At 38.3% G+C, this 24,006-nt stretch carries 22 protein-coding genes and 1 riboswitch; of the genes, 1 reads left to right on the forward strand and 21 read right to left on the reverse strand.

All coding sequences use genetic code 11. From position 1 onward, the window contains the following. Positions 1-670 precede the first annotated feature (670 nt). The 7 genes from IGI37_RS09370 to IGI37_RS09400 form a co-directional block, all read right to left on the reverse strand. Positions 671-946 (reverse strand): HU family DNA-binding protein, encoded by a 276-nt coding sequence (locus IGI37_RS09370; RefSeq protein WP_010768713.1) that lies wholly within the window; start codon positions 944-946, stop codon positions 671-673. Positions 947-1,189: 243 nt separating this feature from the next. Next, positions 1,190-2,500 carry a ribosome biogenesis GTPase Der gene (gene der, locus IGI37_RS09375; RefSeq protein WP_438761427.1) on the reverse strand — a complete coding sequence of 437 codons (1,311 nt, stop codon included), beginning with the start codon at positions 2,498-2,500 and terminating at the stop codon, positions 1,190-1,192. Between the two features lie 222 nt (positions 2,501-2,722). After that, the gene (rpsA, locus tag IGI37_RS09380) at positions 2,723-3,955 is read right to left on the reverse strand and encodes a 30S ribosomal protein S1 (protein WP_438761429.1); all 1,233 of its coding nucleotides are present in this window, start codon (positions 3,953-3,955) and stop codon (positions 2,723-2,725) included. A 180-nt stretch (positions 3,956-4,135) separates the two neighbouring features. After that, complete coding sequence (gene cmk, locus IGI37_RS09385; RefSeq protein ID WP_438761430.1) at positions 4,136-4,810, reverse strand: (d)CMP kinase; 675 nt, start codon at positions 4,808-4,810, stop codon at positions 4,136-4,138. 78 nt (positions 4,811-4,888) lie between these two features. Continuing rightward, positions 4,889-5,494 (reverse strand): SAG1386/EF1546 family surface-associated protein, encoded by a 606-nt coding sequence (locus tag IGI37_RS09390; RefSeq protein WP_438761432.1) that lies wholly within the window; start codon positions 5,492-5,494, stop codon positions 4,889-4,891. 69 nt (positions 5,495-5,563) lie between these two features. Continuing rightward, positions 5,564-6,985 carry a RecQ family ATP-dependent DNA helicase gene (locus tag IGI37_RS09395; RefSeq protein ID WP_438761434.1) on the reverse strand — a complete coding sequence of 474 codons (1,422 nt, stop codon included), beginning with the start codon at positions 6,983-6,985 and terminating at the stop codon, positions 5,564-5,566. After that, positions 6,982-8,001, reverse strand: a complete 1,020-nt coding sequence (locus IGI37_RS09400; RefSeq protein ID WP_438761435.1) for a helix-turn-helix domain-containing protein — start codon at positions 7,999-8,001, stop codon at positions 6,982-6,984. The genes IGI37_RS09395 and IGI37_RS09400 overlap by 4 nt, the downstream gene beginning before the upstream one ends. Before the next feature lie 38 nt (positions 8,002-8,039). Between IGI37_RS09400 and IGI37_RS09405 the strand changes: the two genes are divergently transcribed. Then, on the forward strand, positions 8,040-8,252 hold the full coding sequence (locus tag IGI37_RS09405) for a ferredoxin (protein WP_438761436.1): 213 nt from the start codon (positions 8,040-8,042) through the stop codon (positions 8,250-8,252). A gap of 58 nt (positions 8,253-8,310) precedes the next feature. Here IGI37_RS09405 and IGI37_RS09410 read toward each other — a convergent pair whose 3' ends face one another. The 14 genes from IGI37_RS09410 to IGI37_RS09475 form a co-directional block, all read right to left on the reverse strand. Next, positions 8,311-9,651, reverse strand: coding sequence for a M20 family metallopeptidase (locus IGI37_RS09410; protein WP_438761437.1), 1,341 nt, complete (start codon positions 9,649-9,651; stop codon positions 8,311-8,313). Positions 9,652-9,987: 336 nt separating this feature from the next. Then, positions 9,988-10,596 carry an ECF transporter S component gene (locus IGI37_RS09415; RefSeq protein WP_438761439.1) on the reverse strand — a complete coding sequence of 203 codons (609 nt, stop codon included), beginning with the start codon at positions 10,594-10,596 and terminating at the stop codon, positions 9,988-9,990. Positions 10,597-10,756: 160 nt separating this feature from the next. After that, positions 10,757-10,880, reverse strand: a riboswitch (FMN riboswitch). Positions 10,881-10,956: 76 nt separating this feature from the next. Next, complete coding sequence (locus IGI37_RS09420; RefSeq protein ID WP_438761440.1) at positions 10,957-11,685, reverse strand: pseudouridine synthase; 729 nt, start codon at positions 11,683-11,685, stop codon at positions 10,957-10,959. Continuing rightward, positions 11,686-12,378 (reverse strand): SMC-Scp complex subunit ScpB, encoded by a 693-nt coding sequence (scpB, locus tag IGI37_RS09425; RefSeq protein WP_438761442.1) that lies wholly within the window; start codon positions 12,376-12,378, stop codon positions 11,686-11,688. It lies immediately after the preceding gene. Beyond that, a complete protein-coding gene (locus IGI37_RS09430) occupies positions 12,362-13,129 on the reverse strand; it encodes a segregation/condensation protein A (protein WP_438761443.1) in 768 nt (255 codons plus the stop codon). The genes scpB and IGI37_RS09430 overlap by 17 nt, the downstream gene beginning before the upstream one ends. 36 nt (positions 13,130-13,165) lie before the next feature. Further along, positions 13,166-14,056, reverse strand: a complete 891-nt coding sequence (xerD, locus tag IGI37_RS09435; protein WP_438761445.1) for a site-specific tyrosine recombinase XerD — start codon at positions 14,054-14,056, stop codon at positions 13,166-13,168. A 704-nt stretch (positions 14,057-14,760) separates the two neighbouring features. Next, positions 14,761-15,246 (reverse strand): ferric iron uptake transcriptional regulator, encoded by a 486-nt coding sequence (gene fur, locus IGI37_RS09440; RefSeq protein WP_438761447.1) that lies wholly within the window; start codon positions 15,244-15,246, stop codon positions 14,761-14,763. 105 nt (positions 15,247-15,351) lie between these two features. Then, the gene (locus IGI37_RS09445) at positions 15,352-16,215 is read right to left on the reverse strand and encodes a CvfB family protein (protein WP_438761448.1); all 864 of its coding nucleotides are present in this window, start codon (positions 16,213-16,215) and stop codon (positions 15,352-15,354) included. A 15-nt stretch (positions 16,216-16,230) separates the two neighbouring features. Further along, on the reverse strand, positions 16,231-16,554 hold the full coding sequence (locus IGI37_RS09450) for an AzlD domain-containing protein (protein ID WP_438761450.1): 324 nt from the start codon (positions 16,552-16,554) through the stop codon (positions 16,231-16,233). Then, positions 16,544-17,257: an AzlC family ABC transporter permease gene (locus IGI37_RS09455; RefSeq protein ID WP_438761451.1), complete on the reverse strand. Its 714-nt coding sequence runs from the start codon at positions 17,255-17,257 to the stop codon at positions 16,544-16,546. Before IGI37_RS09455 ends, IGI37_RS09450 begins: the two co-directional genes overlap by 11 nt. Positions 17,258-17,608: 351 nt before the next feature. Beyond that, positions 17,609-19,801 (reverse strand): cell division site-positioning protein MapZ family protein, encoded by a 2,193-nt coding sequence (locus IGI37_RS09460; RefSeq protein ID WP_438761453.1) that lies wholly within the window; start codon positions 19,799-19,801, stop codon positions 17,609-17,611. 256 nt (positions 19,802-20,057) lie between these two features. Further along, a complete protein-coding gene (gene rpoD, locus IGI37_RS09465) occupies positions 20,058-21,167 on the reverse strand; it encodes an RNA polymerase sigma factor RpoD (RefSeq protein ID WP_438761454.1) in 1,110 nt (369 codons plus the stop codon). Between the two features lie 20 nt (positions 21,168-21,187). Then, a complete protein-coding gene (gene dnaG, locus IGI37_RS09470) occupies positions 21,188-23,038 on the reverse strand; it encodes a DNA primase (protein WP_438761456.1) in 1,851 nt (616 codons plus the stop codon). A gap of 205 nt (positions 23,039-23,243) precedes the next feature. Beyond that, entirely contained in the window at positions 23,244-23,885 is a 642-nt protein-coding gene (locus IGI37_RS09475; protein WP_438761458.1) for a lysozyme family protein, read from the reverse strand. Positions 23,886-24,006 lie beyond the last annotated feature (121 nt).

A 24,006-nucleotide genomic window follows, 5' to 3' on the forward strand; every position in this document is an offset into this window, starting at 1 on the left:
AACATCAACTCATGCTTCGTTGTGTTTTACAGCAATAAGAACCTTCAACTCTAGCATGTCTCATGCGTAGAAGTTGTTGAGAGCGGAACAACGTCCTTCAATTCTTAAGGTGTTCCACCTTTAGAGATTGATGAGATCGAAGTGGTTTTACGGAGTGAAGACCTTCAACTCTAGCATGTCTCATGCGTAGAAGTTGTTGAGAGCGGAACAATGTCCTTCAATTCTTAAGGTGTTCCACCTTTAGAGATTGATGAGATCGAAGTGGTTTTACGGAGTGAAGACCTTCAACTCTAGCATGTCTCATGCGTAGAAGTTGTTGAGAGCGGAACGCAGTCCATCAATTCTTAAGGTGTTCCACCTTTAGAAATTGATGGGGCGGAGTGAAGATGGAGTTACTTCTGTACCCACCGTTTATTCGGATAATGAGAAGCTGAGACATCATCACTTATAAAGTTGTGTCCCAGCCTCTTTCACCTATTATTGAATGCTCAGATAGTTTTTATCAAAGGGGTTATCCCAACTCCAGTAGGTTACTAATTATCTAAAAAATAACATCATATATCAATAAAAATGATGATTTAATCCGATTTGTCCATCACCAACACTATTCAACGAAGAGCAAAAAAAAAACGCTTATAGCCCTAGAGCCATAAGCGTTTTATTAGACGTATTATTTAACTGCGTCTTTAAGAGCTTTACCTGGTTTGAATGCAGGTACTTTGCTAGCTGGGATTTCAATTTCAGCACCAGTTTGTGGATTGCGTCCTTTACGAGCCGCACGTTCACGTACTTCGAAGTTACCAAAACCGATCAATTGAACTTTTTCACCGTTAGCTAAAGCTTCTTGAATTGTTGAGAATACAGCGTCTACAGCTGCAGTTGCGTCTTTTTTAGTTAAATCAGTAGCTGATGCAACTTTTTCGATTAATTCTGCTTTGTTTGCCATGGAATGGATTCACCTCCTCAAAAAGAGATTTGATGTAAAAAACATCTAATTCAGATATTCTTGAGTGGTCCAAGAATAAATGAGAAATATTGATTTGTTTCAATATTCTTTAATCAAGATATCATAAGAACATTGTAATAGCAAGGTTTTTGCGAGTTTTTAACAAGTTTTTTGGTTTTTTTTTATATTTTATTCCATTTCTGAAAATTTCTTTGTAAAAACACTACCAGTATGGTAAAATGCCTATTTTCTGCGACGTGGAATAATTCGAATTGGCGTCCCTTCAAATGTGAATGCTTTTCGAATTTGGTTTTCTAAGAACCGTTCATAAGAAAAGTGCATAAGCTCCTCTTCATTAACAAAAATAACAAAAGTAGGCGGTTTTACGGCTACTTGAGTCGCATAAAAAATCTTCAAACGTTTCCCTTTGTCAGTCGGTGTCGGATTAATCGCTACCGCATCCATTATCACATCGTTCAGTAAAGCAGAAGAAATTCGTTGATTTTGGTTCACGCTGACTTCTTTAATCATATCAGGAAGTTTGTTTAAGCGTTGTTTTGTCACTGCAGAAACAAAAATAATTGGGGCATAATCTAAGTAGCGAAACTCTTCTCTGACTTCTAGTTCAAAGTCGCGAAGTGTGTTGGTTTCTTTTTCTACCAGATCCCACTTGTTCACCACGATAATCACACCACGTCCTGCCTCATGCGCATAACCAGCCACGCGCTTATCTTGCTCTCTGATACCTTCATCTGCATTCAGCACCATTAAAACGACGTCTGAGCGGTCAATGGCACGCATCGCACGCATCACACTATATTTTTCTGTATTTTCATAGACTTTCCCGCGTTTTCTCATACCAGCTGTATCAATCATTAAGAATTTTTGCCCTTCTTCATCAACAAAACGAGTATCAATCGCATCTCTCGTCGTGCCTTCGATATCTGAAACAATTACACGGTCTTCTCCTAAAATAGCATTGATCAATGAAGATTTCCCAACATTTGGGCGACCAATCAAACTAAATTTGATTGTCTCTTCATCTTCATCCTCAGCTTCTGTTGAGAAATATTTAATTGCTTCGTCTAAGACATCACCAATCCCTAATCCATGACTTCCTGATATTGGGTATGGATCGCCTAAGCCTAATGAATAGAACTCATAAATATCATTTCTCATCTCTGGATTATCGACTTTGTTTACCGCAAGTATCACAGGTTTGTTACTACGATATAAAATTCGAGCAACTAACTCATCAGCATCCGTAATTCCTTCGCGGCCACTTCCAACAAAAATAATTACATCTGCTTCTTCAATCGCAATCTCTGCTTGGTGTTTAATCTGTTCCATAAACGGTTCATCGCCAAGATCGATTCCTCCAGTATCAATAATACTGAATTCGCGGCCTAACCATTCGCCTTTTGCATAAATCCGGTCTCTTGTAACACCCGGAGTATCTTCAACAATTGATATGCGCTCGCCAGCAATACGATTAAATATCGTTGATTTTCCGACGTTTGGGCGCCCAACAATTGCGATAGTTGGATTTGCCATTCTTTTGTCCTCCTTGACAGTTCTCAATCTTACTTAGTTTAACGAATGAACGAGGAAGTTGCAAGCTTAGTTTATCGATTATTTTCACTTGTAATAGTAAAAACTCGTATAATTGATCAATTTAGTGCGATTAAAACGAAAGAATTGAAAAAACTGAGCCACAAAATTTGGGCTCAGTTATTCTTGCTATTAAACAATCAGGTTCCAAATTCAGAAAAAATTTTATTCTTCTGTGTCTGAATCTGAATCGGTCATTTCACCTTTTAAAGCTTCACCTAGAATATCACCCATAGTAAAGCCAGTTGACTCTTCTGGTAACTCATAGCTTTCAACTTCTTTAGGTTCTGCTTCTGATTCAGGTTTTTCTTCCAAAGCTTTAATACTTAAAGCCACACGATGTTCCGCTGGGGTCACTTCAAGAACCTTGACTTTCACTTCATCGCCTTCTTTTAAGACTTCATGAGGAGTGGCAATATGTTTGTGAGAAATTTGTGAAATGTGAACTAACCCTTCTACTCCAGGGAAAATCTCAACAAACGCACCAAAGCTAGTTAGACGCTTAACAACGCCATCTAAAACTTCTCCAACAGGAGCTTTTTCTTCGATTTCTGTCCAAGGTCCAGGCAATGTTTCTTTGATGGATAATGAAACGCGTTCTTGGTCAGGATTAATTGAAAGAACTTTTACTTTCACTTCATCACCAACACTTAAGACGTCACTTGGTTTGTCCACATGTTTATGAGAAATCTCAGAAACGTGAACTAAGCCGTCGATGCCGCCCAAGTCGATAAATGCACCGAAGTCAGTCAAACGAGCAACTTTCCCTTCAACTACATCACCATCATGGATGTTGTCTAACACTTCTTTTTTCTTGACTTCTTTTTCGCCTTCAACGACCGCTTTGTGAGAAAGGATTAGACGATTTTCTGACGGCTCAATCTCGATAATTTTAAAGGTCAATGTTTTCCCTTTATACTCTTCGAAATCTGCCACAAAATGATCTTCAACCATTGAAGCTGGAACAAATCCTCGGACACCAACGTCAACGACTAAACCACCTTTTACAACATTTGTAACTGGGGCTTCAATAATTTTGCCTGCTTTGAAATCTTCTTCAATTTCTTCCCAGACTTTTTTCGCATCTAGGCGACGTTTTGAAAGTAGATAACTACCATTTTCTTTGTCTTTTCCGATTGAAGTAATAACGACTAAATCTAAAATGTCGCCAACTTTCACTACTTCGTTAATATCTTCTACAGGCAAAGTAGATAGTTCCTTTGCAGGGACTACTCCTTCAACACCGGCACCTTCAATGCCGACAATCACTTGCTTGTCTTCAATGGCAAGGACTTCTCCTTTTACCACATCTCCGACTTTTACTTCTTGGACGCTATTGATAGCAGCTTCCATTGATTCATTGCCATTTTCCACTTGATTTTGATCAAATTCTGTCATGACGTATGTCCTCCTAACCAACATTTGATTCTAAACTACACTACTAATTTGATTCTAAGCGATACTTCAAAAAAAATAAAGCGATTTCCATCTTTTTTCTAAAAAAATTCTGAGTTCCGACAATATTTGAAAAAAAATACAGAAAATTCACAAATTGATTGTAAATTCTCTGTATCTTTTCTATGAATAGCCCTTATCTTTAATAACTTGGTGAATGGCCGATACGACCTCTTCAATTGACATGCCAGTCGTATCAATTCGTATAGCATCCTTCGCTTGGGTCAGTGGAGAAGCAGCTCTGGTCGAATCGATGTGGTCGCGCTGTTGAATCTCTTTTTGAAGGGTTTCAAAATCGGTTGAAATCCCCTTCTCTAAATTTTCTTTGTAACGGCGTTCCGCGCGCTCTTTCACACTAGCTACTAAGAAAATTTTGACTTCAGCATTTGGAAGTACCGCTGTGCCAATATCTCTGCCGTCCATAACGACGCCGCCTTTTTCAGCAATTTTCTGCTGTAAAGTCACCATTTCTTTTCTGACCTTAGCATGTGCCGCAACTTCAGAAACCGCGTTAGTCACTTCTGGTTGACGAATAGCTTGGGTTACATCTTTTTTTTCTACAAAAACAAGCTGGCCTTGCTCTGACTGTTTAAAAGAAATAGGAAATTGTTTGATTAACTCAACCAATCCTGCTTCATCGTTAAACTTAACATTATGAGTAATCGCTAAATAAGTAAGTGAACGGTACATTGCTCCTGTATCTGTGTAAATGAATTTGAATTCTTTGGCAAGTATTTTTGCAACCGTACTTTTCCCAGAAGACGCTGGGCCATCAATTGCTAAACTAATATTTTTCACTAGCGGACATCCTTTACTTCGTATATTCAACTACTTCATTTCCGTAAAAAAGACCGCCAAAGCGGCCTTACATTAAACCTATTTAATTCGAATAGAATCGCCAGGTGATAGGAAAAAGTTCTCAGCTGACATGCCGTTCAATTCGTAAATCGTTTCAACAGACACGCCTGTTCGGTTAGCGATTTGTTGAGGGCCTTCCCCTGCCTGTACAGTTGTATACTCTGCACCCTCTGCGTTTTGGTTCCCTGCATTCTGATCCGTATTTTGACCATCATTTTGATTCTTGTTTGGATCCGCATTTGGGTCAGTATCTTGACTAGCATCTCCTTGGTCATTATCCGCTGTCGATGATGAGCTACTTGATTCAGTTGTAGAAGATTCTCCCGTGTTACTACTTGTTGAAGAAGATTCTTTTGTTTTACTGATAACTGTTGTCGTTGTAGTCGTAGCAGTCTGTTTATTCGGCGTGGTCTTATTGTCGTTTAACCACCAAATATAAAAGCCTGTTGGAATCGCTGCAATCAAGAAAAGAAGAACCACTAACATTGTTAAAAACATCGTGTTGCCTTTTTTCCCTCTTCTTTGCTCACTTCGCGAAGTGTTTTGATCATATTCAGTATCGTAAATGGATTGTTCCCACGGTTCGTTTGCTGTTTTTGATTTTTTCTTTTTATCTCTACTCACTGTATAATTACCTCCTAATTACTGTCGTGTGCTATTATACCACAGGACTTCAAACTATGTCCCCAAAAATCAGTCAGTTTTTTTTTCTTTAAATAATCTTAGTAAAATGACTTTCCAATCCCTCACTCGGAAATCTTCTTGTTCTATCACTGAATTTCCAACATCATCTCCCATTAAATAACAGGCGCCATCTCTATCACAACAAGTCTCTGGCTTATCAGTAAGCGTCTCGTCAAAATAGCTCAACAGATAGTCTCTACGGCAATTGGATGTTTGAATATAGCCAAGCATTTTCTGCAATTGCTCCATCCTTTGAGCTTGGCGATTTTTGATACGTGCAAGGACTTGTTCTTTGTTATTTTCTTGTCGAATTTCTGCTAACCATTTCAGCTGAATTTCAGAAAGATATTCATCAGAAAACTCTTCATTCATTAGATGGATTTCTAATCCTTGTCGTTCCTCAGTGGTTACTTGATTGAAAAAATGATGAATTCTTTCATCCCCCGCTTGATAGAGCAGAATTGCTTGACTCGCTTTTTGATCACGTCCAGCACGGCCGATTTCCTGCACGTAGTTTTCCATACTATCTGGCAAATCATAATGGATAACAAACCGAATATCCGATTTATCAATCCCCATTCCAAAAGCATTCGTAGCAATCAAAATCGTCAGCTGATTCTCCAAAAACTGTTGTTGTAGCTGCTTTCTTTGCGAAGGCTCAAGCCCTCCATGATAAAAACCAACCGAACATTCACCCTTCAATTCTTGATAAAGTTGTTCTACTTGTTTTCTTGTCGCACAATAAATCAGTCCACTGCCAACCATCTGTGGAAGAAGCACACGCAACGAGGCCAACTTATCTTCTGTTTGTTCCACAAATAAAGAAATATTTTTACGATTAACCGACTCAATGACTTGTTTTGGCTCATCTTTAAATAGAACAGTTTGGATATCCTCTCTAACTTGTGCGGTAGCGGTAGCTGTTAAAGCAAGGGTTATTGGTTGATCTAGTTGCTGTATGACCTCGCCTAACTGCCGATACTCTGGTCGAAAATCAACACCCCACTGCGAGACACAATGCGCTTCATCAATCACAAATAACGAGACTCCAACGTGTGCTAATGCGCGGACGACTTCTTTTTGAGATAACATTTCCGGACTAAAATACATAAACTTATAGTTTGAAATATTGGATAGAACCAGCTCTTTTTCTTCTCTACTAAGTAAGCTATTAAAAGCAATTACACGCTTCTCCCCTTTTCTTTGTAGCTGAGTGACTTGATCCTCCATCAAAGAAATTAATGGACACACCACCACTACCAGTCCTTCCATTAAATAACCTGTCAATTGATAGCACAGACTCTTTCCAGTCCCTGTAGGTAACACAGCCATTGTCGATTGTTTTGTCAAAAGATTCGTGACAATCTCCTTTTGCCCAAATCGAAAACTGGAATAACCAAAATGCTGAAAAAGGGCCTTTTCTAAATTCATAGCTGTCTTCTCCTTTTGTGCTCTCGAATTTGGAACAAACGAAACCATTCATAGGCTAATGGTTTTTGTTCATTCAACTGACTATACTCTAACTCAAGTATCGGACAATCTACCCCCATTAAAAACTCATCTATCTCTTTAGGAATAAACTGCTGAAAGGGGAACGCCTCATCGAGAATCGCCCATTCAATCAAATGATCATTTATGGTACTTTTTTTCAGATGACGAACGGCCATTACTTGCTCGGTTGTTGCGCCTTGAAGAAACAATCGAATCGTCTGACGAGCGCTTTGATTATAATTCTGTTTCAACCCGTCCTTCACCAATAAATAAAGCTTCGAATGAGGATATTGTTTCAACTGCGTAAAAAATAAATGAATCGCTTCATCCTCAAATAGCTGACTATAAGGAAATTGTTGAACTTCTTCAGGCAGGAGTTGATAAGCGACGGCCCCGCTAACTTGATTACCTGAAAACTGGTTCGCCAAAAAATCGGACTGACTTTTGGTTAAGCCTCGCAAAAGTTGACTCAACTCATCCCTCAATTGAGTGGGGATATTCTGTTTCTCTTGACCGCGTAACCAGTTCTTCACGTGTTGCGTATAATAAGGACTATTTTCGATAGGGACATATGTATTCTCCTCGTAACTAAGATAGGAGATAACTTGCACCACAAACTTTATCAGGCGCCAATTTTTTTGCCCCGTTTTGCCAAAAGAAAAGTAATCAATCCCCGGAAATTCTACTAATTGTTTCTCTATCGTCTTTCTCCCTTTATCTGTCAATTGATACTCACCAGCACGTTCTTTAAGCAAACGCTTTTGACAGCATTTTTTTAATTCAGCAAAAAAAGCTTCTTCATTTAAGGTCGGAAAAGCCCCTAAAAAAGGCAGGATTTCATGAAAAAAACCGTAGACCAAAACAGAATTCGTTCTTCTTCCACGTAATAAATGATATAAAGTTGTGCCTTTCATCTTGTGTCCTTCCTTAAAGAAGGATAGAATTAACTCATTCATGTTTTACTATACTCCTTTATAAGATGGGATTGACTGTTATGAAAAACTGCCAAATCATTCCAGAACGCTGCATCGCTTGTGGAATTTGCGAGCTGATTGCGCCGAATATATTTGATTATGATGACGAAGGAATTGTTCAATTCGTCCAAGAACCTAGTTCCAAACATCAATTTATCCCAAAATCTGAAGAACTAGCGGTCCTTGAAGCCTATAAAAAATGTCCTGTTCGAGCCATTCTTCTAGAAAAATAAACAGATTACGTGTTAAAAAAGAGAATGTGTGAGGTTGCCCTCACACTTCTCTTTTTGTTTATACGCACAGACGATAAATCGCTTCCGCATAGATTTTCATCGCGGTATTAATATCCTCTAATGTCCATGCTTCGTTAGGCTGATGAGCCATTCCTGCGACATTTGGCAGAATGGCGCCGAATGCTACACATTGGTTCATCGTACGTGCAAAGGTCGCGCCTCCTGAGACGATTGGTTCTGAAACCAGATCCCCTGTAATATCGCGGTACGTGCTCATTAAGTTTTGAACAAGTTCACTATCCAATGGTACATAGAGTGAGTCAATAAAATCATACTCTTCATATTTAAGACCATAATCAGCCGCTTTTTTAGTTAGTTTTTCGACTAACTCCTCTTTTTTAACAGTCACAGGCATACGCATATCGACACCAATTCTTGTCTCTGTTGGTGTAATCGTTAAGCTTGCAAAATTCATCGTTAACTGCCCTGACTGTTCATCTTCTATCTTGCCAACAACTGTTTCGCCAGTCGCATTTTCTTGAGCAAGCTTGCCTAAAAAGTTCAATGGCGCAAAGTCAACAAGGTCTGATAAAACCATTGATAAACGGGTAATAGCATTAATCCCTTTTGGTGCTTCTTTGGAATGCGTACTTTTTCCGATAACAGTCAGTGATTCACCATCTTCTTGGAAGTCAAAATCTAATGCTGTTAATTTTTCTTTCACTTCGGCTAACAGGTTTCCTGAATAACTTGCTGTTTCTGGTACCACATTCATGGTGCCAGGAAGATTAACAGAAACTTCCTTTGAGCCTGGTCCCACTAAATACGCTTGTAACAACCCTTTTTCTGCGTAAATTAAAGGGAATTTCGAATCTGGTGCAAACCCCAAAGTGAGTGCTTCTTCTTTTTCATTATATTTATCTAAACAACGCCATAAGTTTTCTTCATCTGTTCCGAAAATAAATCGCACACGTTTGGTAAAGGCTACTCCTTCATCCATTAATGCTTTCACTGCATACAACGCCGCAATCGTTGGCCCTTTATCATCTTGAACACCACGGCCAATCAGGCTATTCCCATTCAAAATAGGTTCAAATGGATCAGAATGCCAGTTTTTTAAATCGCCAGCTGGCACGACATCTAAATGACACAATACCCCAAAAAGATCTTGTCCTTCTCCGACCTCAGCATATCCATAGTAACCTTCAGGATCCTTAAATGTCTTAAAGCCAAGGTCCTCGCAAATCTCCAAAACTTTATCTAACGCAGCCACCACGTTTTTTCCAAACGGATGTCCTTCGCCCGAATCCGACTCATCTAAAATCGATGGAATACGAATTAACTCCTTGATTGACTTAACCGCCGCTTCTTGATGTTCTTTTTTTACAAATTGTCTCATCTTTGTTTTCCTCCAAGTTTTAACTAAGGCGCAGAAATATCTCTTTTTTGCGCGAAGGTTTTTATGCACGTATAGAACGCGCTCTTTCTTAATGATAGGCTTACGAGAAATATTTGTCTAGCCCTACTCATTAAAAAGATACGGAATTTTTTGGCAATTTTTTTTATTAAGACCTTTTTTATTCTATTCAAAAAAAATTGAGCATGGGACATAACTCAAAAAGTTATGCTCCATGCTCCTATTCCCCGAATAAACGGTGGGCACAGAAGCAACTCCTTCTTATTTCTCGGAGTTAAACACTTCTGTCCCAACCTCAATGGTATCTCTAATTTCATTTTATTTTGTAATTGTTGTTGGTCGTGCGAACTGATTCTGCTTTTTCACTAACCAAGGAAGTAATTTGGCATGTAAGATAAGGAACACGGCGCTCACAACTAATCCTTTAATTAGATTGAACGGTACGATACCGATTAGAACATAATTCATTAAAGGCATTCCTAAGAACGTACCTGTTGTTTGGTTGAACAAATACAGATAAATTGGGGTAATCACAAAATAATTGGCCACACTCATGAAGAATGTTAACGTAATAATTCCGCTAAAAGTCCCAATCACTTTATTGCGCATCTTGTGACTTCCCTTATTAAAGAAGTAATACATTGGCAGAGTAAATACTATAGAAGCCAACATACTTGTGACATCTCCGACCATATTGGGTAGAGAAAAGCCTGTTAGAAGTAGATGTAACACCGAACGAATAACAGCTGTTGTGACACCTGCCATTGGACCGAATAAAAACATACTAATCATAATTGGAATATCACTAAAATCGATTTTCAGAAAATCGAATGCGGGTATTATCGGAAATGCGATAAATTGTAATACCAAACCTATTGCTGCAAACATTGATACGGCGACCATTTTCTGTACATGATTGTTCTTCACTTGAAATCCTCCTGGTTAAGGACACATCTTCAACGAACCCTTCAAACCAATACTTTTTTAAGAGCGAACCACAAATAACAAACAAAAAAACTCTATTTTTCGCAGGGAAAAATAGAGTTAGAGTTATTTGAGTCGCCAAAAAAATATCAATTCAAATAAGCCCTATCTTCTTTATCCAGACTGTACTGTCGGTATCAGAATTTCACTGAATCAGCCACCTCAATGAGATGGGTCGTGGACTATTACCACCGGTCGGGAATTTCACCCTGCCCCTGAAGACGAACCTTTATTTTATTTTTGTTACACATTTAGTATACACTGCCCTTTAAAAAAAACAAGCATTTTGTTTTCTAGCGACGATTAATTTGATTTGTTTGTCGCTAAGTTTAATAAGCTACTGACTTCTTTTTTGTTTAATTCACGGTAGTCACCCGGACGTAAGCCTTTTAATGTCAGCTCACCATAGCGCTCTCTCTTTAATTTTTGAACCGGTAAGCCCACTGCTTGCAGCATGTTTTTCACTTGATGATTTCGACCTTCATGAATAGTCAATTCAACAATACTTGTTCCCGTTCTCGGATCCACAGAAATCACTTCGACTTTTGCTGGTGCTGTTTTACGTCCTTCAATTCGAATACCTCTTGTTAAAGGATGTAGCATTTGTTTGGTGGCAAGCCCCTTCACCTTGGCAACATAAACCTTATCAACTTCATGACTTGGGTGTGTCAATTTTTGAGAAAATTCGCCATCATTTGTTAACAATAATAAACCTGAAGTATCATAGTCTAACCGACCAACTGGATAGATTCGTTCCGTGACACTTGGTAAAAAATCGGTGACGACTTTTCTCTCTTTATCATCTGAAACAGCTGAGATGACGCCTTTTGGTTTATACAATAAATAGTAGCCGTATTCTTCTTGATAAATCGGCACATCATCTACTTCAATTTTGTCCCCTTTACTAACTTTGATTCCCAACTCTTTAACAATCTTACCGTTTACTCTTACTCGACCAGCAACGATATACTCTTCGGCTTTTCGGCGAGAAGTGACACCTGCATGTGCGATGACTTTTTGTAGTCTTTCCATTTATTCAAGCTCCTCTTTTTGTGTTGCATCTGTCGTTTCTGCTTCTATTTCTAAATCCATCTGTATCTGCGCCTCAATCCCAGGCTCAGCTTCAGTTTCATCTTGATTTTCTGTAGTAGCATCTAGTTCTTTTCCTTTATAACGATCAAAGAATAGATCCATCGACTCTTCTTCATCCTCCATCTCCATCGACTGGATATCTGGAAGTTCGTCTAATGATTTTAATGCAAAATAATCCATAAAATAATCTGTCGTTCCATAAAGAATAGCTCGTCCTGGTCCATCAACTCGACCTTTATCTTCAATTAATTGACGTGCAACTAACTTCTGAACAGAGCCAGAAGATTGAACCCCACGAATTTCTTCAATTTCGATCCGTGTAATTGGTTGTTTGTAAGCGATAATCGATAACGTTTCAAGAGCCGCTTGAGAGAGCTTATTGGAAATCGGTGACTGCGCATATTTTTTTAATAATTTAGCAAATTTCTTTTTTGTAGTTAAGACAAAATGATTGCCGACTTCTAAAATATTCAAAGCGGATTTTTCATCTTGTTCGTATCGGTCACCTAAGTCTTCGAGCCATTCATAAACCTGCGAAGTTTCAGCTTCCAATAAATAGCTCAGCTCATCTAAGCCGATACCTTCCTCACCTACAACAAATAGTATCGCTTCTAACTCACTCAATTTCGTCATCTGTTTGTTCTCCTACTGTTCCGTAAAGCATGATAGGCTGATAGTTTGCTTCTTGCTCTACCCTAATACTTCCTGATTTCATCAATTCTAACAAAGCCATAAAGGTTGTTACAATTTCTGAACGGGACTCTCCTGTAAAAAATGAATCAAATGTACAGCCCTTATTTTTTGGTAAATTGGCTATTTGTTTTTTGATCATCTCAATTTTTTCTTCAATCGTCACATCATCTGAAGCAACCGTCGTCTCGACTGTTTTGTTTTTCTTACGTTTCTCAAGCATGCTATGAAAAGCTAAAAACAAATCAATCGTATTAAGTTGATTCAATGGTAACCTCGGATCATGATCCTTGTATTCATCAACATCCATTGGTTCCTTTGTATAATACAGACTTCGTTCATCTGCTTTTTCTGAAAGAACTTCGGCTGCATATTTAAACTTGCGATACTCTAAAAGCTGTGCTACTAAAGCATCTCGCGGATCTTCTCCCTCATCCACTTCTTCCTCAATTTCCAACTCTTGTTTTGGCAAAAGCATTTGACTTTTGATGGCCATTAAGGTCGCTGCCATAACCAAATACTCTCCAGCAACTTCTAATTCTAAGGTTTTCATTGTATGAATATAGGTCATATATTGCTCAGTCACAGCCGAAATTGGGATATCATAAATATCAATTTCAAGCTTTTTAATTAAATGAAGCAACAAATCTAACGGCCCTTCAAAAACATCCAGCTTTACATTTATCTCTTGCACATGACTCCCACTTTCTTCCTAAAAATACCCGGTTTTTTACGCCCTTGGAAAATGCTGTTTATAGACATCTGTCATCCGTTTTTTCGTAATATGTGTATAAATCTGTGTTGTCGAAATATCCGCATGACCTAACAGTTCTTGCACTGTTCGCAAATCTGCGCCATTTTCCAATAAATGGGTCGCAAAACTATGGCGTAACGTATGAGGAGTCACATCTTTATTAATCCCCGCGTCTCGGACAATAGCCTTCAAATTTTTCCAAATTCCTTGTCTTGATAACCCACTCCCATGATTATTAACAAACAAATGCGTCTCATTTGGTTTTTTTCTCGTCAAGGTCGGACGAACTTCCTCCAAATACCGTTCAATCCAGTGAATTGCATAATCTCCTAATGGAATAATTCGTTCTTTATCCCCTTTTCCGATAGTCTGAAGAAGACCAATCGATAAATGGAGATTTCCTAGTTTTAGACCAATTAACTCACTGACCCGAAGCCCTGTTGCATACATAACTTCAAGTATCGCACGATCTCGAATCCCTAAAAGTTTGCATGTATCTGGTGTTTCGATTAATCGTTCCACCTCTTCTAAACTCAACGTACTTGGTAGCTTCTGCGCTTTTTTAGGTGAATCAATATGTTGCATAGGGTCGTGATCCGTCAGTCTTTCTTGTCTTAAAAATTGGTGAAAGCGACGTAAACTAGAAACCATTCGCGTAATGGTAGCTGAAGATTTTCCTGCCTCTTGTAAAGACTGCAAAAAATTTATCACTAAGAATCGGTCAACTTCCTGCCAAGAAGAAATCTGATTCTCTTCTAAAAAATTCATATACTGGGTTAAATCGCGTTCATAACTCGTACGTGTATTTAAGGACAATCCACGTTCAATATTTAAATAATGAAGATACTCAATTATTTGCTCTTTCACAGAAATCACCTGACTTTCGCATTCTTTATCATATCAAATAACTTGTAGGAAGGATAGGAAAAAATCAGATTTCCGCCCGTAACCGAACCTTTTTCTATCGATTCTTGTCTATTCGTTCTACAATTTTACAGAAATGTTGATGGAATGTGTGCTATGAGAGGAATGTTTCTGTTAGCAAATGGGATGTTTTAATTCAATTTGTCTATGTTTACTATCTTGCTAGATGGTCTTATACAAGCGAGGCTGGCTGCTAAGGCTGTTTAGACCTAGACCTGTATAAGTAGAACTGGCAACTAGATGGTTTTGTAACAATAGAACTGCAGCTAGAGCTGTTTTAAAGGTCTGCGAACTGGCACAGTGGGACTGGCTGCTAGATGGTCTTGTAACAATAGAACTGCAGCTAAAGATGTTTTAAAGGTCTGCGAACTGTTCCTGTTCGCCTTATCGCTCCGCGCATACCATTCCACTAATAGGTCTTATACAAGTGGAACTGGCTGCTAGATGGTTTTGTAACAATAGAACTGCAGCTAGAGCTGTTTTAAAGGTCTGCGAACTGTTCCAGTTCGCCTTATCGCTCTGCGCATACCATTCCACTAATAGGTCTTATACAAGTGGAACTGGCAAAAACGGGGGTCACTTTTTAGTGGCTCCCGAATTTATTTAAGAAATACAGATGTTTTATTTTACGTACATATGCGTTTGTTTTAGCTATTTACTGATTCTATTGTCTCTTCTGATTCTTTCTTTTTCATTTGACATTCTCGACAAATTCCGTGGAATGTTAAACGATGATCTTTTATGGCAAATTGGTATCTTTGCTCAACGATTTGTTCAACAGATCCTAACAAATCCTCTTCAATTTCCTCAATATTTCCACATTCTAAACAGAGCAAGTGATGATGGAAATGTTTGGCTCCTTCTTTTCTTAAATCGTATCGTGCAAGCCCGTCATTGAAGCTAACCTTGTCAACAATTTTTAAATCAGTTAAAATTTCCAATGTTCGATAAACAGTTGCTAGACCAATCTCTGGACTTTTCTTTTTCACTAAAAAATAGATTTCTTCAGCTGACATGTGATCTTTTTCGTTTTCAAGTAAAACGAGTACCGTAGCTTCTCTTTGAGGAGTCAGCTTAAATCCCGATTCATGGAGCTGTTCTTTTGTTTTCTTCAGTGCGGCAATAGGATTCATGTGACTTCCTTCTCCTTAATTAGAATAATTATAAATAAAAAACTTAATTGCAACCTATAAATTAAAATAATTATAGGTTAGAATTAAGTTTTTGGCAAGCGATTCTCAATTAGAATCTTTATTTAGTATTGTATAGCCATCTTTCTGCTGAATTCTTCGTTGTTTTAACAAATTCCCAATTGCTCGTTTGAACTGACCTTTGCTAATTCCAAAGGTTTGAAGAATTTCTTCTGGCGCTGATTTATCTGTATAAGGAATTTTATTTTCAGGCGCTCTTTCTAAAAAGGTCAAAATCATCGCCGCATCATCGCTAATTGCTTCATGCGCGCGTGGTTTTAATGAAAGATTGAGGACGCCATCTGGTCGCACGCCAATCACTCGTCCAGTTATTTTTTCACCCAATCGAGGCTCTTGATAACGTTCTGAAGGATGGATAAATCCGATATAAAAATCTTCTGTTAGGACATATGAACCAACGATTTTCAAACGATAAACTGTCCCACTAATGTTCTGGTTCTTCATTTCTTCATTTCCACGATTACTCAACGCATTAAAGATTTTCTCTTCAGCTAAAGTTCCCCAAATTCGATCTTTGGCGTCAACTTTTAGAGAAATCATCAATTGATCGCCTGTTTTCGGCCATAATTCACGCATCGTCGGCAATTCATCTAAAGAAATTGCCACATCTTTGTCCGGTAAACCGATATCCACAAAGGCCCCTAAGTCCCGACGCGTTCCTGTAACTGTTCCAAACGCATAATGCCCTATACGACTTTTAGGAATCACGGACGTCATGCTTAGCTCTTGTTTTTGATTCACATAACCAAAACCCTCTACCGCATCACCTAGGTCATGCTCACCTTCTGATTTTGCTAACCGAAACGTCAAGCCATTTTTTTGAACAAAATAATGTGTGTCATTCTCATCTGTAATCATTCCACTAAAAACTGTTGCTAATAATGTATTCATTTTTTTCTCCTCTACTTAGAAAAACAATCGTAGTAAGGCCATTGTCACAATCCCGACAATCACTGTCTTCATCAAGTCTTTGGTACGAATCGCTACTAAAAAAGTTGGAACGCACGCTACTAACGATAATAAATCAATTGCTGGCAATTTACCAGCCCGAACTTCTAAAATACTCTGAAATAACAGCGCCGTCAAGATACAGATTGGAATATATGACAAAAAGTCCATCAACCATTTAGGAAAATCTACTTTTTTCGATAAAATAAACGGCAAAATTCGAGGGATCCACGTCACAACTGCTGACCCAGCTATAACCATCAATAAATAACTAGTTGTCATGATTTGTCACCACCCCTACAAAACAACCAAATAAAGTTGCAATCAACACAGAGAGTTCCGGCGAAAGAACAGCCATCATCAAATATAACGAAACGCAGACACTAACCAATACGACAATTGTCTGGCGCGTTCGTTTACGAATTGGTAAATCCACTTGTAGAACAAACAAGCCGATAAACATCGCAATTAACGCAAAATCTAGCCCAAATTTTTCTGCACTAGGTATGTATTCCCCTATCAATCCTCCGATAATGGTCGCAACGATCCACGTTAGATAGGCCATCACATTTAAGCCGTTCATCCATGCAACTGAAATCGTTTGTTTTTTTGCTAATTCAGTCGCAAGAACCCCGTAAGATTCATCTGTTAATAATGTACCAATCCCAATACTTTCCCATAAATTGGCTTGTTTAAAGTGCGGTGCCACCGACATACTCATCAAAAAATGCCGAAGATTTACTAAAAAAGCTGTAAATACAATACTGGCTACAGGTGCTTGAATCGCAATCATGCCACAAATAATAAATTGTGCACTCCCTGCATAGATGAATACGGACATCATCAAAATTGAGAAGACTGACAATCCGACACTTTTCCCAACGACTCCGGCTGCCAAACCAATCCCTAAATAGCCTAAGACTGTTGGTAAACAAGCCTCCACACCTTCCCGAAATGTGATTGTTGGCTTCATTTGCTTCTCCATAGAATTCCTCCCACCCCTTCTTTAACTCATCATACACAGAACACCTAAATGAATAAAAATTCTTAAACGTCTTTAATTCCCATTTAGTCACCTATTCATAAACAAAAAATAGAATTTTTGTGTATTTCTTCCATCATAGCGAAGATGAAAGTCCAACGCAATGGATAAAAATCACTTTTTTCTAAATTTTCTGATTTTTTCAAAAATCCTATTAAATACAGTTCACTTGGCTAAAAAAAAACAATTCAACCAAGTAAAACTCGCTCCCTAAATCACACAAACAAAATAAAATTCCGCAAGACTTGCCACATTGGGCTAATCTCACAGAATCTTATAGAAATATTTTTGATTTTACTGTGTTTGGTCGCTTCCGTTTCCACCGAACCAACCTGTTTTACAATTAATGGTCATTAGATAGACCGGGAAAGTATTCTCAGCGCCGAGTAATTTGGAAGGCGCAGTGGCATACAAATTATAAAATCCTTCGCCATCTTCAATTCGAACAGGCTCAAGATAGTAACCACCTTCAACAATATATCCTCTATTAAAAGCAATAGATAAAACATTCTCCTGTATACCAGGGGACCAAGTCCAAGCGGGATTATTGACATCATTAATGTCACTTTGTCTTGACGACAAAATAGGCAATCCTTGATTGTTTTTTTGGAAAACAGGGTGTCTCATCCCTTTACTATCATATGTCCACTCCACATTAGGGACAGAAGAGTCATTGCCAGATGCGGTATTTTGTGAAGAATTTGCTGTATTTGTCGCATTATTCGTCGCATTAGCCTTAGCCTGCACATCGGCATTAGCTGCTTCTTCCGCCTGCTTAGCTGCCTCTGCTTGTCTTTGCGCTTCCGCTTTTTCAGCTTCCTCTTTTGCTTTATTTTCTTGGGTATCAATTTGTTTTTTAACCGCTTCTAAGCCTTTTGTTAACTCTTTAATTAGTTCCTTATTTTTCACTTTTTCAACTGCTTTTTTGGCAGCATCATAGTTTTCTTTATTTGCTTTGTCAGTGACTTTCCCATCGACATAAATTACATCAACTAATTCTTTAGCTGTCTGTAAGTCATCAAATTGTGTTTGGGCCGCAGCAATCGCTTGATTCATTAGTTTAGCAAACGCACTATCTTCTTTTAATGGTTCAAGTTCCAGCTTTTTATCCTCTTTCAAAACAGGATCTTTGACCAATGTATTGTCAGAAATAACTGCCGCTGTAAAGAGAGCATTCACTTTTTGAATTGTCTCGACTTTATCAGAAACTTTTTTGAATTCAGTAGAGACTTTTTTATAATCTTTCTGATCCTTAAGTGCTTCCAATTGTGTCGACAGTTTGGTTAAATCTGTAGAAACTTTTTCCACACGAATAAATTCATGCGAGTCATCTGTATAAAACTCGTTTAAACTTTTTTGAATGGATTCAAGCTCTGTCGCTTTTTTCTTAGTTTCTTCTACTTGTTGTGCTTCATTTGCTTTTTTATTTTGACTATAGACAGTCCAAGCACTCGCACCCAAAATTAAGACTGCTGCCGCTGTAATCCCACGAGTAATCATTCGTTTCTTATTTGACGAACCATTTGACTCTGTCTGTGTTGATCCAACTGAGGCTTCCTCTTCTGTATCTGAATCAAGAATCTCCACTTTATCCAGCAACACTTTGTTCGTATCCGCTTCTTTTGGTGCTTCCCCAAAGATTGGCGTTGGCGTAACATCGGCGGTTTCCTCTTCATTTTTCACTTCATCAGAAACTGGCTCAATCGTTGGTTGTTCAACAGGTTCTTCAACCGTTTCTTTTGAGGCTTCCTCTTGAGTCGGTGTAGCTAATTCCACGGCTGTTCCATTTTCTGAAGAAACACTCACACTTTCTGGTGCCTCTTGAACATTTGTTTCTTCTTGAGTTATTTGTTCTACTTGAATTTCTTGAGCAGCCGGCTCCTCTTTTTCAGCCTCTTCAGAAACGTTCTCTTCAGGCTCTTCAAAAGGTTCCGTGCTTTGTGCTATTGATTTTTCTGATTCTGATAAAGTTTCTTCTACATTATCTCCACGGTGTTCTCGGATATATGCAGCCAAAAGAGAGCTTTCAGTATCTTCTTCATCTGATGGCTCTAACTCAACAGAGGTAGACTTGTCTTCAGATTGAGTCAGTTCTTCTACCGATTTTGTTGACTGCTCAGCATCTATTGTCTCCTCTACAGTTTCAACTTCTTCTGAACCCTCAACGTCTTCGGTTGCTTTTTTATCTTCAATCGGTTCTTCAACCTCTTCATTTGTTTCTAGCTCGTTTTTTGTAACTTCTGTTGCCTCAGCCACAGATTCAGTCACTGTCTCTTTTGACTCGGCTTTTTCTGTCTCTGGCGTTTCATCAAACATTTCCATCACAGATTCTAATGGAACGTCGCCGTACTCTGACCATTTAATATCATCATTTTTATCATCAGGCACGCCAGTTGTGGATTGATTTTTTAAATCAAAGCCGCATTTTGGACAATTATCTAACTCATCTTGGTATTTAAATCCGCAATTTGGACACTTTTTTCCCACTTGTTTTTCGGCTCCTTAGTTTATTTTTTCACTTATGCTTTAATCTATCATATAAAACTGTAACAGAAAAGCCCCTCTGGTTTACGATTTTATTAAGAATTTTAAAAACAAGTAATATTTGAGTTGTTTTTTGAAGAATAGAAGAAATGAGGTTGAAATATAAGTCGAAATGACTAATATCCCAACCTCACTGAATGTAGCTTGTTTCGCTGCTTATTTTTAAAATTTTGAAATAAAATTAGACAGCATCAATCGTTTACTCTAAAAAGTCTTTTAATTGTTTTGAACGAGATGGATGGCGAAGTTTGCGTAAAGCTTTTGCTTCAATCTGACGAATCCGTTCTCGAGTCACGCCGAATACTTTCCCGACTTCTTCTAACGTACGTGTCCGTCCATCATCCAAACCAAATCGCAAACGCAAGACGTTTTCTTCACGATCTGTCAGAGTATCCAACACATCTTCAAGCTGTTCTTTTAATAATTCGTATGCTGCATGCTCTGCAGGGCTTGTCGCTTCTTGATCTTCAATAAAATCTCCTAAATGAGAATCATCTTCTTCACCAATTGGCGTTTCTAAAGAAACAGGCTCTTGTGCGATTTTTAAGATTTCACGTACTTTTTCTGTTGGTAAATCCATCTCCGCACCAATTTCTTCAGGTGTCGGTTCTCTACCCAAATCTTGCAATAATTGACGTTGGATACGAATCAGCTTATTGATTGTCTCAACCATATGCACAGGAATCCGAATCGTTCTCGCTTGGTCAGCAATTGCACGTGTGATTGCTTGACGAATCCACCAAGTCGCATAAGTTGAAAACTTAAAGCCTTTTCTATAATCAAATTTTTCAACAGCCTTCATCAAGCCCATGTTTCCTTCTTGAATCAAATCAAGGAATTGCATACCACGCCCGACATAACGTTTCGCAATACTTACTACCAAACGAAGATTGGCTTCTGCTAGACGCTGTTTTGCTTCTTGATCGCCTTCTTCAATTTTTAGTGCTAAAGCGACTTCTTCTTCCGCAGTTAATAAAGACACACGGCCGATTTCTTTTAAATACATACGTACGGGGTCATTGATTTTCACACCAGTTGGCGCTGAAAGATCCTCTTGTTCCGCTTCTTTGGCTTTTTTTTCATTACTTTTTAGACTATGAATCGATGGCTCACCATTTTCATCAACGACGCTGATTCCAGCATCTTCAACTTTTTGGATTAGTTTGTCCATCTCATCTGCATCCAACGTAAATGGTGTTGCTAATTTGTTGGACAGCTCATCATAAACCACTTGTCCATTTGCCTTATTTTCTTTAATGAATGTCGCAACAGCGTCATTATATACTTTTTTATCTGTTTCTTTTGCCATAAAAAGAAGACCCCCTCTAGTTAGCTATTAGGCTTTTTTAACTGCTTTGTTAAATTTATTATTTCAATTGCTAGTTCCAACTCTAACTGTTGGTTTCCGTTCCGACTTGCTTCTTGCTGCAATAATTTTTTTTGTTTTATTTCATCAGCTAAGCTAGCCTTTCCGATAACCACCAATAAGTCTTCTATTTCCCGCTTGGAGCTTGTTTCTCCAATTGGATAATAAGCAATTTCAATGACTGTTTTTCTTAATTCATCTTTTTTTAGAAAATCCAAAAACTCTGGAAGTGTGAACTCACCACGGTCTTCTAAAAAGGCTTCTAATAAAAAATAAATTTCTTGGTACTGATCGTGTACAAACTGAAATTCTTGCACACTTAACTGACTTCGGATACTTTGCTCATTGAACACACGATACAATAAAATGCGTTCCGCTTTTTCGACCATAGACAACGGCGCTTGTGTGAGTGGCGCTTGTATGACAGATGCCGTCTGTGGCGTAAAATTCTCTTGTTTTCTAGACGCCCGTCTTTGTTGGCGAGACTCTTGTTTTAAAGAACGTAGTTGTTCTTGAAGACTTTCTCGACCAATCTGGAATTCTGTAGATAGCTGTGTCAAATAACGATCCTGTTCAATAGGAGAGGCAACTGCAACAAGCTCTTGAAGTAATTCTTGAATATAATCGAGCTGTTCCTTCTCGTTTTGCAAATTCCGATTCAATCGATGATACCGCATTTTAAAGGTAAACACGGTCTCTCTGCCATGAATAGCTAATTCTTTAAACGCCTCAGCCCCATATTTTCTCAAATATTCATCCGGGTCACGACCTTCTGGTACACTCACAACAGACAGATGAAGGCGACTATTATCATTCAATAATTCAATGGCGCGATTGGTCGCTTCAATTCCGGCACTATCTCCATCATAACAGATAACCAATTCCTTCGTCACCCGTTCAATCATGGCTAGTTGCTGATTAGTTAAGCTAGTCCCCATAGAAGCAATACCGCTACGAATTCCGGCCTGCCAAGCTGCAATAACATCCATAAAGCCTTCAAATAAAAAGACTTCGCCATCTTTTCGAATGGTACTACGCGCTTTATCAAAGTTAAACAGTACCAAACGCTTGTTAAATAATTCCGTCTCCGGACTATTTAAATATTTGGGCTGATCAGTTCCAGGAAATTGTTCCGTCTTTAGTAATCGACCAGAAAAACCAATTGTCTTTCCTTGTGGATTACGTATAGGAAACATAATTCTTTGATAGAATCGATCAGCAAACGACCCATCATCTCTTTGAATAAAGAGACCACTTTCCTTCATTAACTCTGCATCAACCGATTCATTTTCAAACACTTGAACTAAAAACTGTCGTTCATTAGGCGCAAAACCAATTTGGAACTCTTCAATCAACTCCATCGTTAAGCCACGTTCTAAGAGATAATCCAATGCTTCAACCCCTGCTTTGGTTCGCACGAGTAAATGATGAAAAAGTTCATTTGCTTTTTCATGCAATTCAATCAGCTGTCTATGCTTCGAATTCTCTTCGACTTCACGATTAGATACGCTCCACGTTCCTTGCAAAGGAATTTGTTCAAGCTCAGCCACTTTTTCAACTGCTTCAGGGAAGGAAACTCCTTCTAGTTCCTGAACGAAATTAAAAACATTGCCACCTTTCCCACAGCCGAAGCAATGGAAAATTTGCTTGTCCTCAGCAACTGAAAATGAAGGCGAACGTTCTTCATGAAATGGACATAAACCTAAATAGTTTTTCCCAGACTTTTTCAGCTGAACATATTGACCGATAATTTCGACTATATCCGTTTTCCCCCGAATCTCGTCGATAACTTCTTGAGGGATTCTCTGAGCCATTTCACTCACCTCCCGCTTATACTTTCGGTACATAAACAACAGTCGGTAAAAAATCGCACTAATAAACATCAGCGCGATTTCTAAAGGACACAATTATACATATTTTATTCTATCATATTTTTCAATGTTTTCAAGTGATTTATCCAGAATAACCACTTTTTTCTAACAACTTTTTTGATTAAACAGATCCTTCAGTCTCAGTTGATTATTCTTTTCCAAAGATTCCACCTGTTGCAGACAGAATCCACTGATTCATTTTCACCACGTCTGCATAGAAAATATTTCCACCATTATGATACAAATAGCCTCCATTATAAAACAAAGACTGGATTCGCCAGTATCGATATTGTTTTTTGTCGACATTACCTAGCGTCGGTGACAATACGTCTCGAGAATAAGCTTCTGCCAGCTCGACCGTATTTTTTCCACCATTGTCTGCGATATAATTAACATAGTCTATGCCAAAATTATAGGCTTGAACAGCGGTCCAATCATCGTCTCCTTTTTCTCTAGACAATGCCAGTACTTCTGCAAAATAAGCAACGCCTTTTTCAATACTTTCCTCTTGTGTGGTTATTTGATTACGGCTTCCAAAAGCACTCTCAGAGCTTTGCATTAGATCAATCCCCTTGCCTTTTGACTCTGTATAGATAATTGCTAACAATAAATTCTTATATTCTGGAATTTGATTTTTTTCGGCAGCCGTCTCTACTTTTTCCTCATACTGAGTAACTCGTCTCACCGTTTTTGCTGTCTGGTAAGTAAGATAAACCGTTCCTGCTAAACAAATGAGCAAGAAGGTTGAGATTATACGTCTTAAAATTTTTCTTTTTTTTCTTCTCTTCATTTACAATCATCCAAACTTTTTACGTCTTGTAACATAGTACTATGTGTCGAATTAAATAACCAACAATCTCTGCCATTTTTATCTTTCTTTAATAAAAAATGAAGAATCTCGGCTTTTCTTT

The sequence above is a fragment of the Enterococcus sp. AZ194 genome, from assembly GCF_051713825.1.
In the GTDB taxonomy this organism is placed as follows: domain Bacteria; phylum Bacillota; class Bacilli; order Lactobacillales; family Enterococcaceae; genus Enterococcus_K.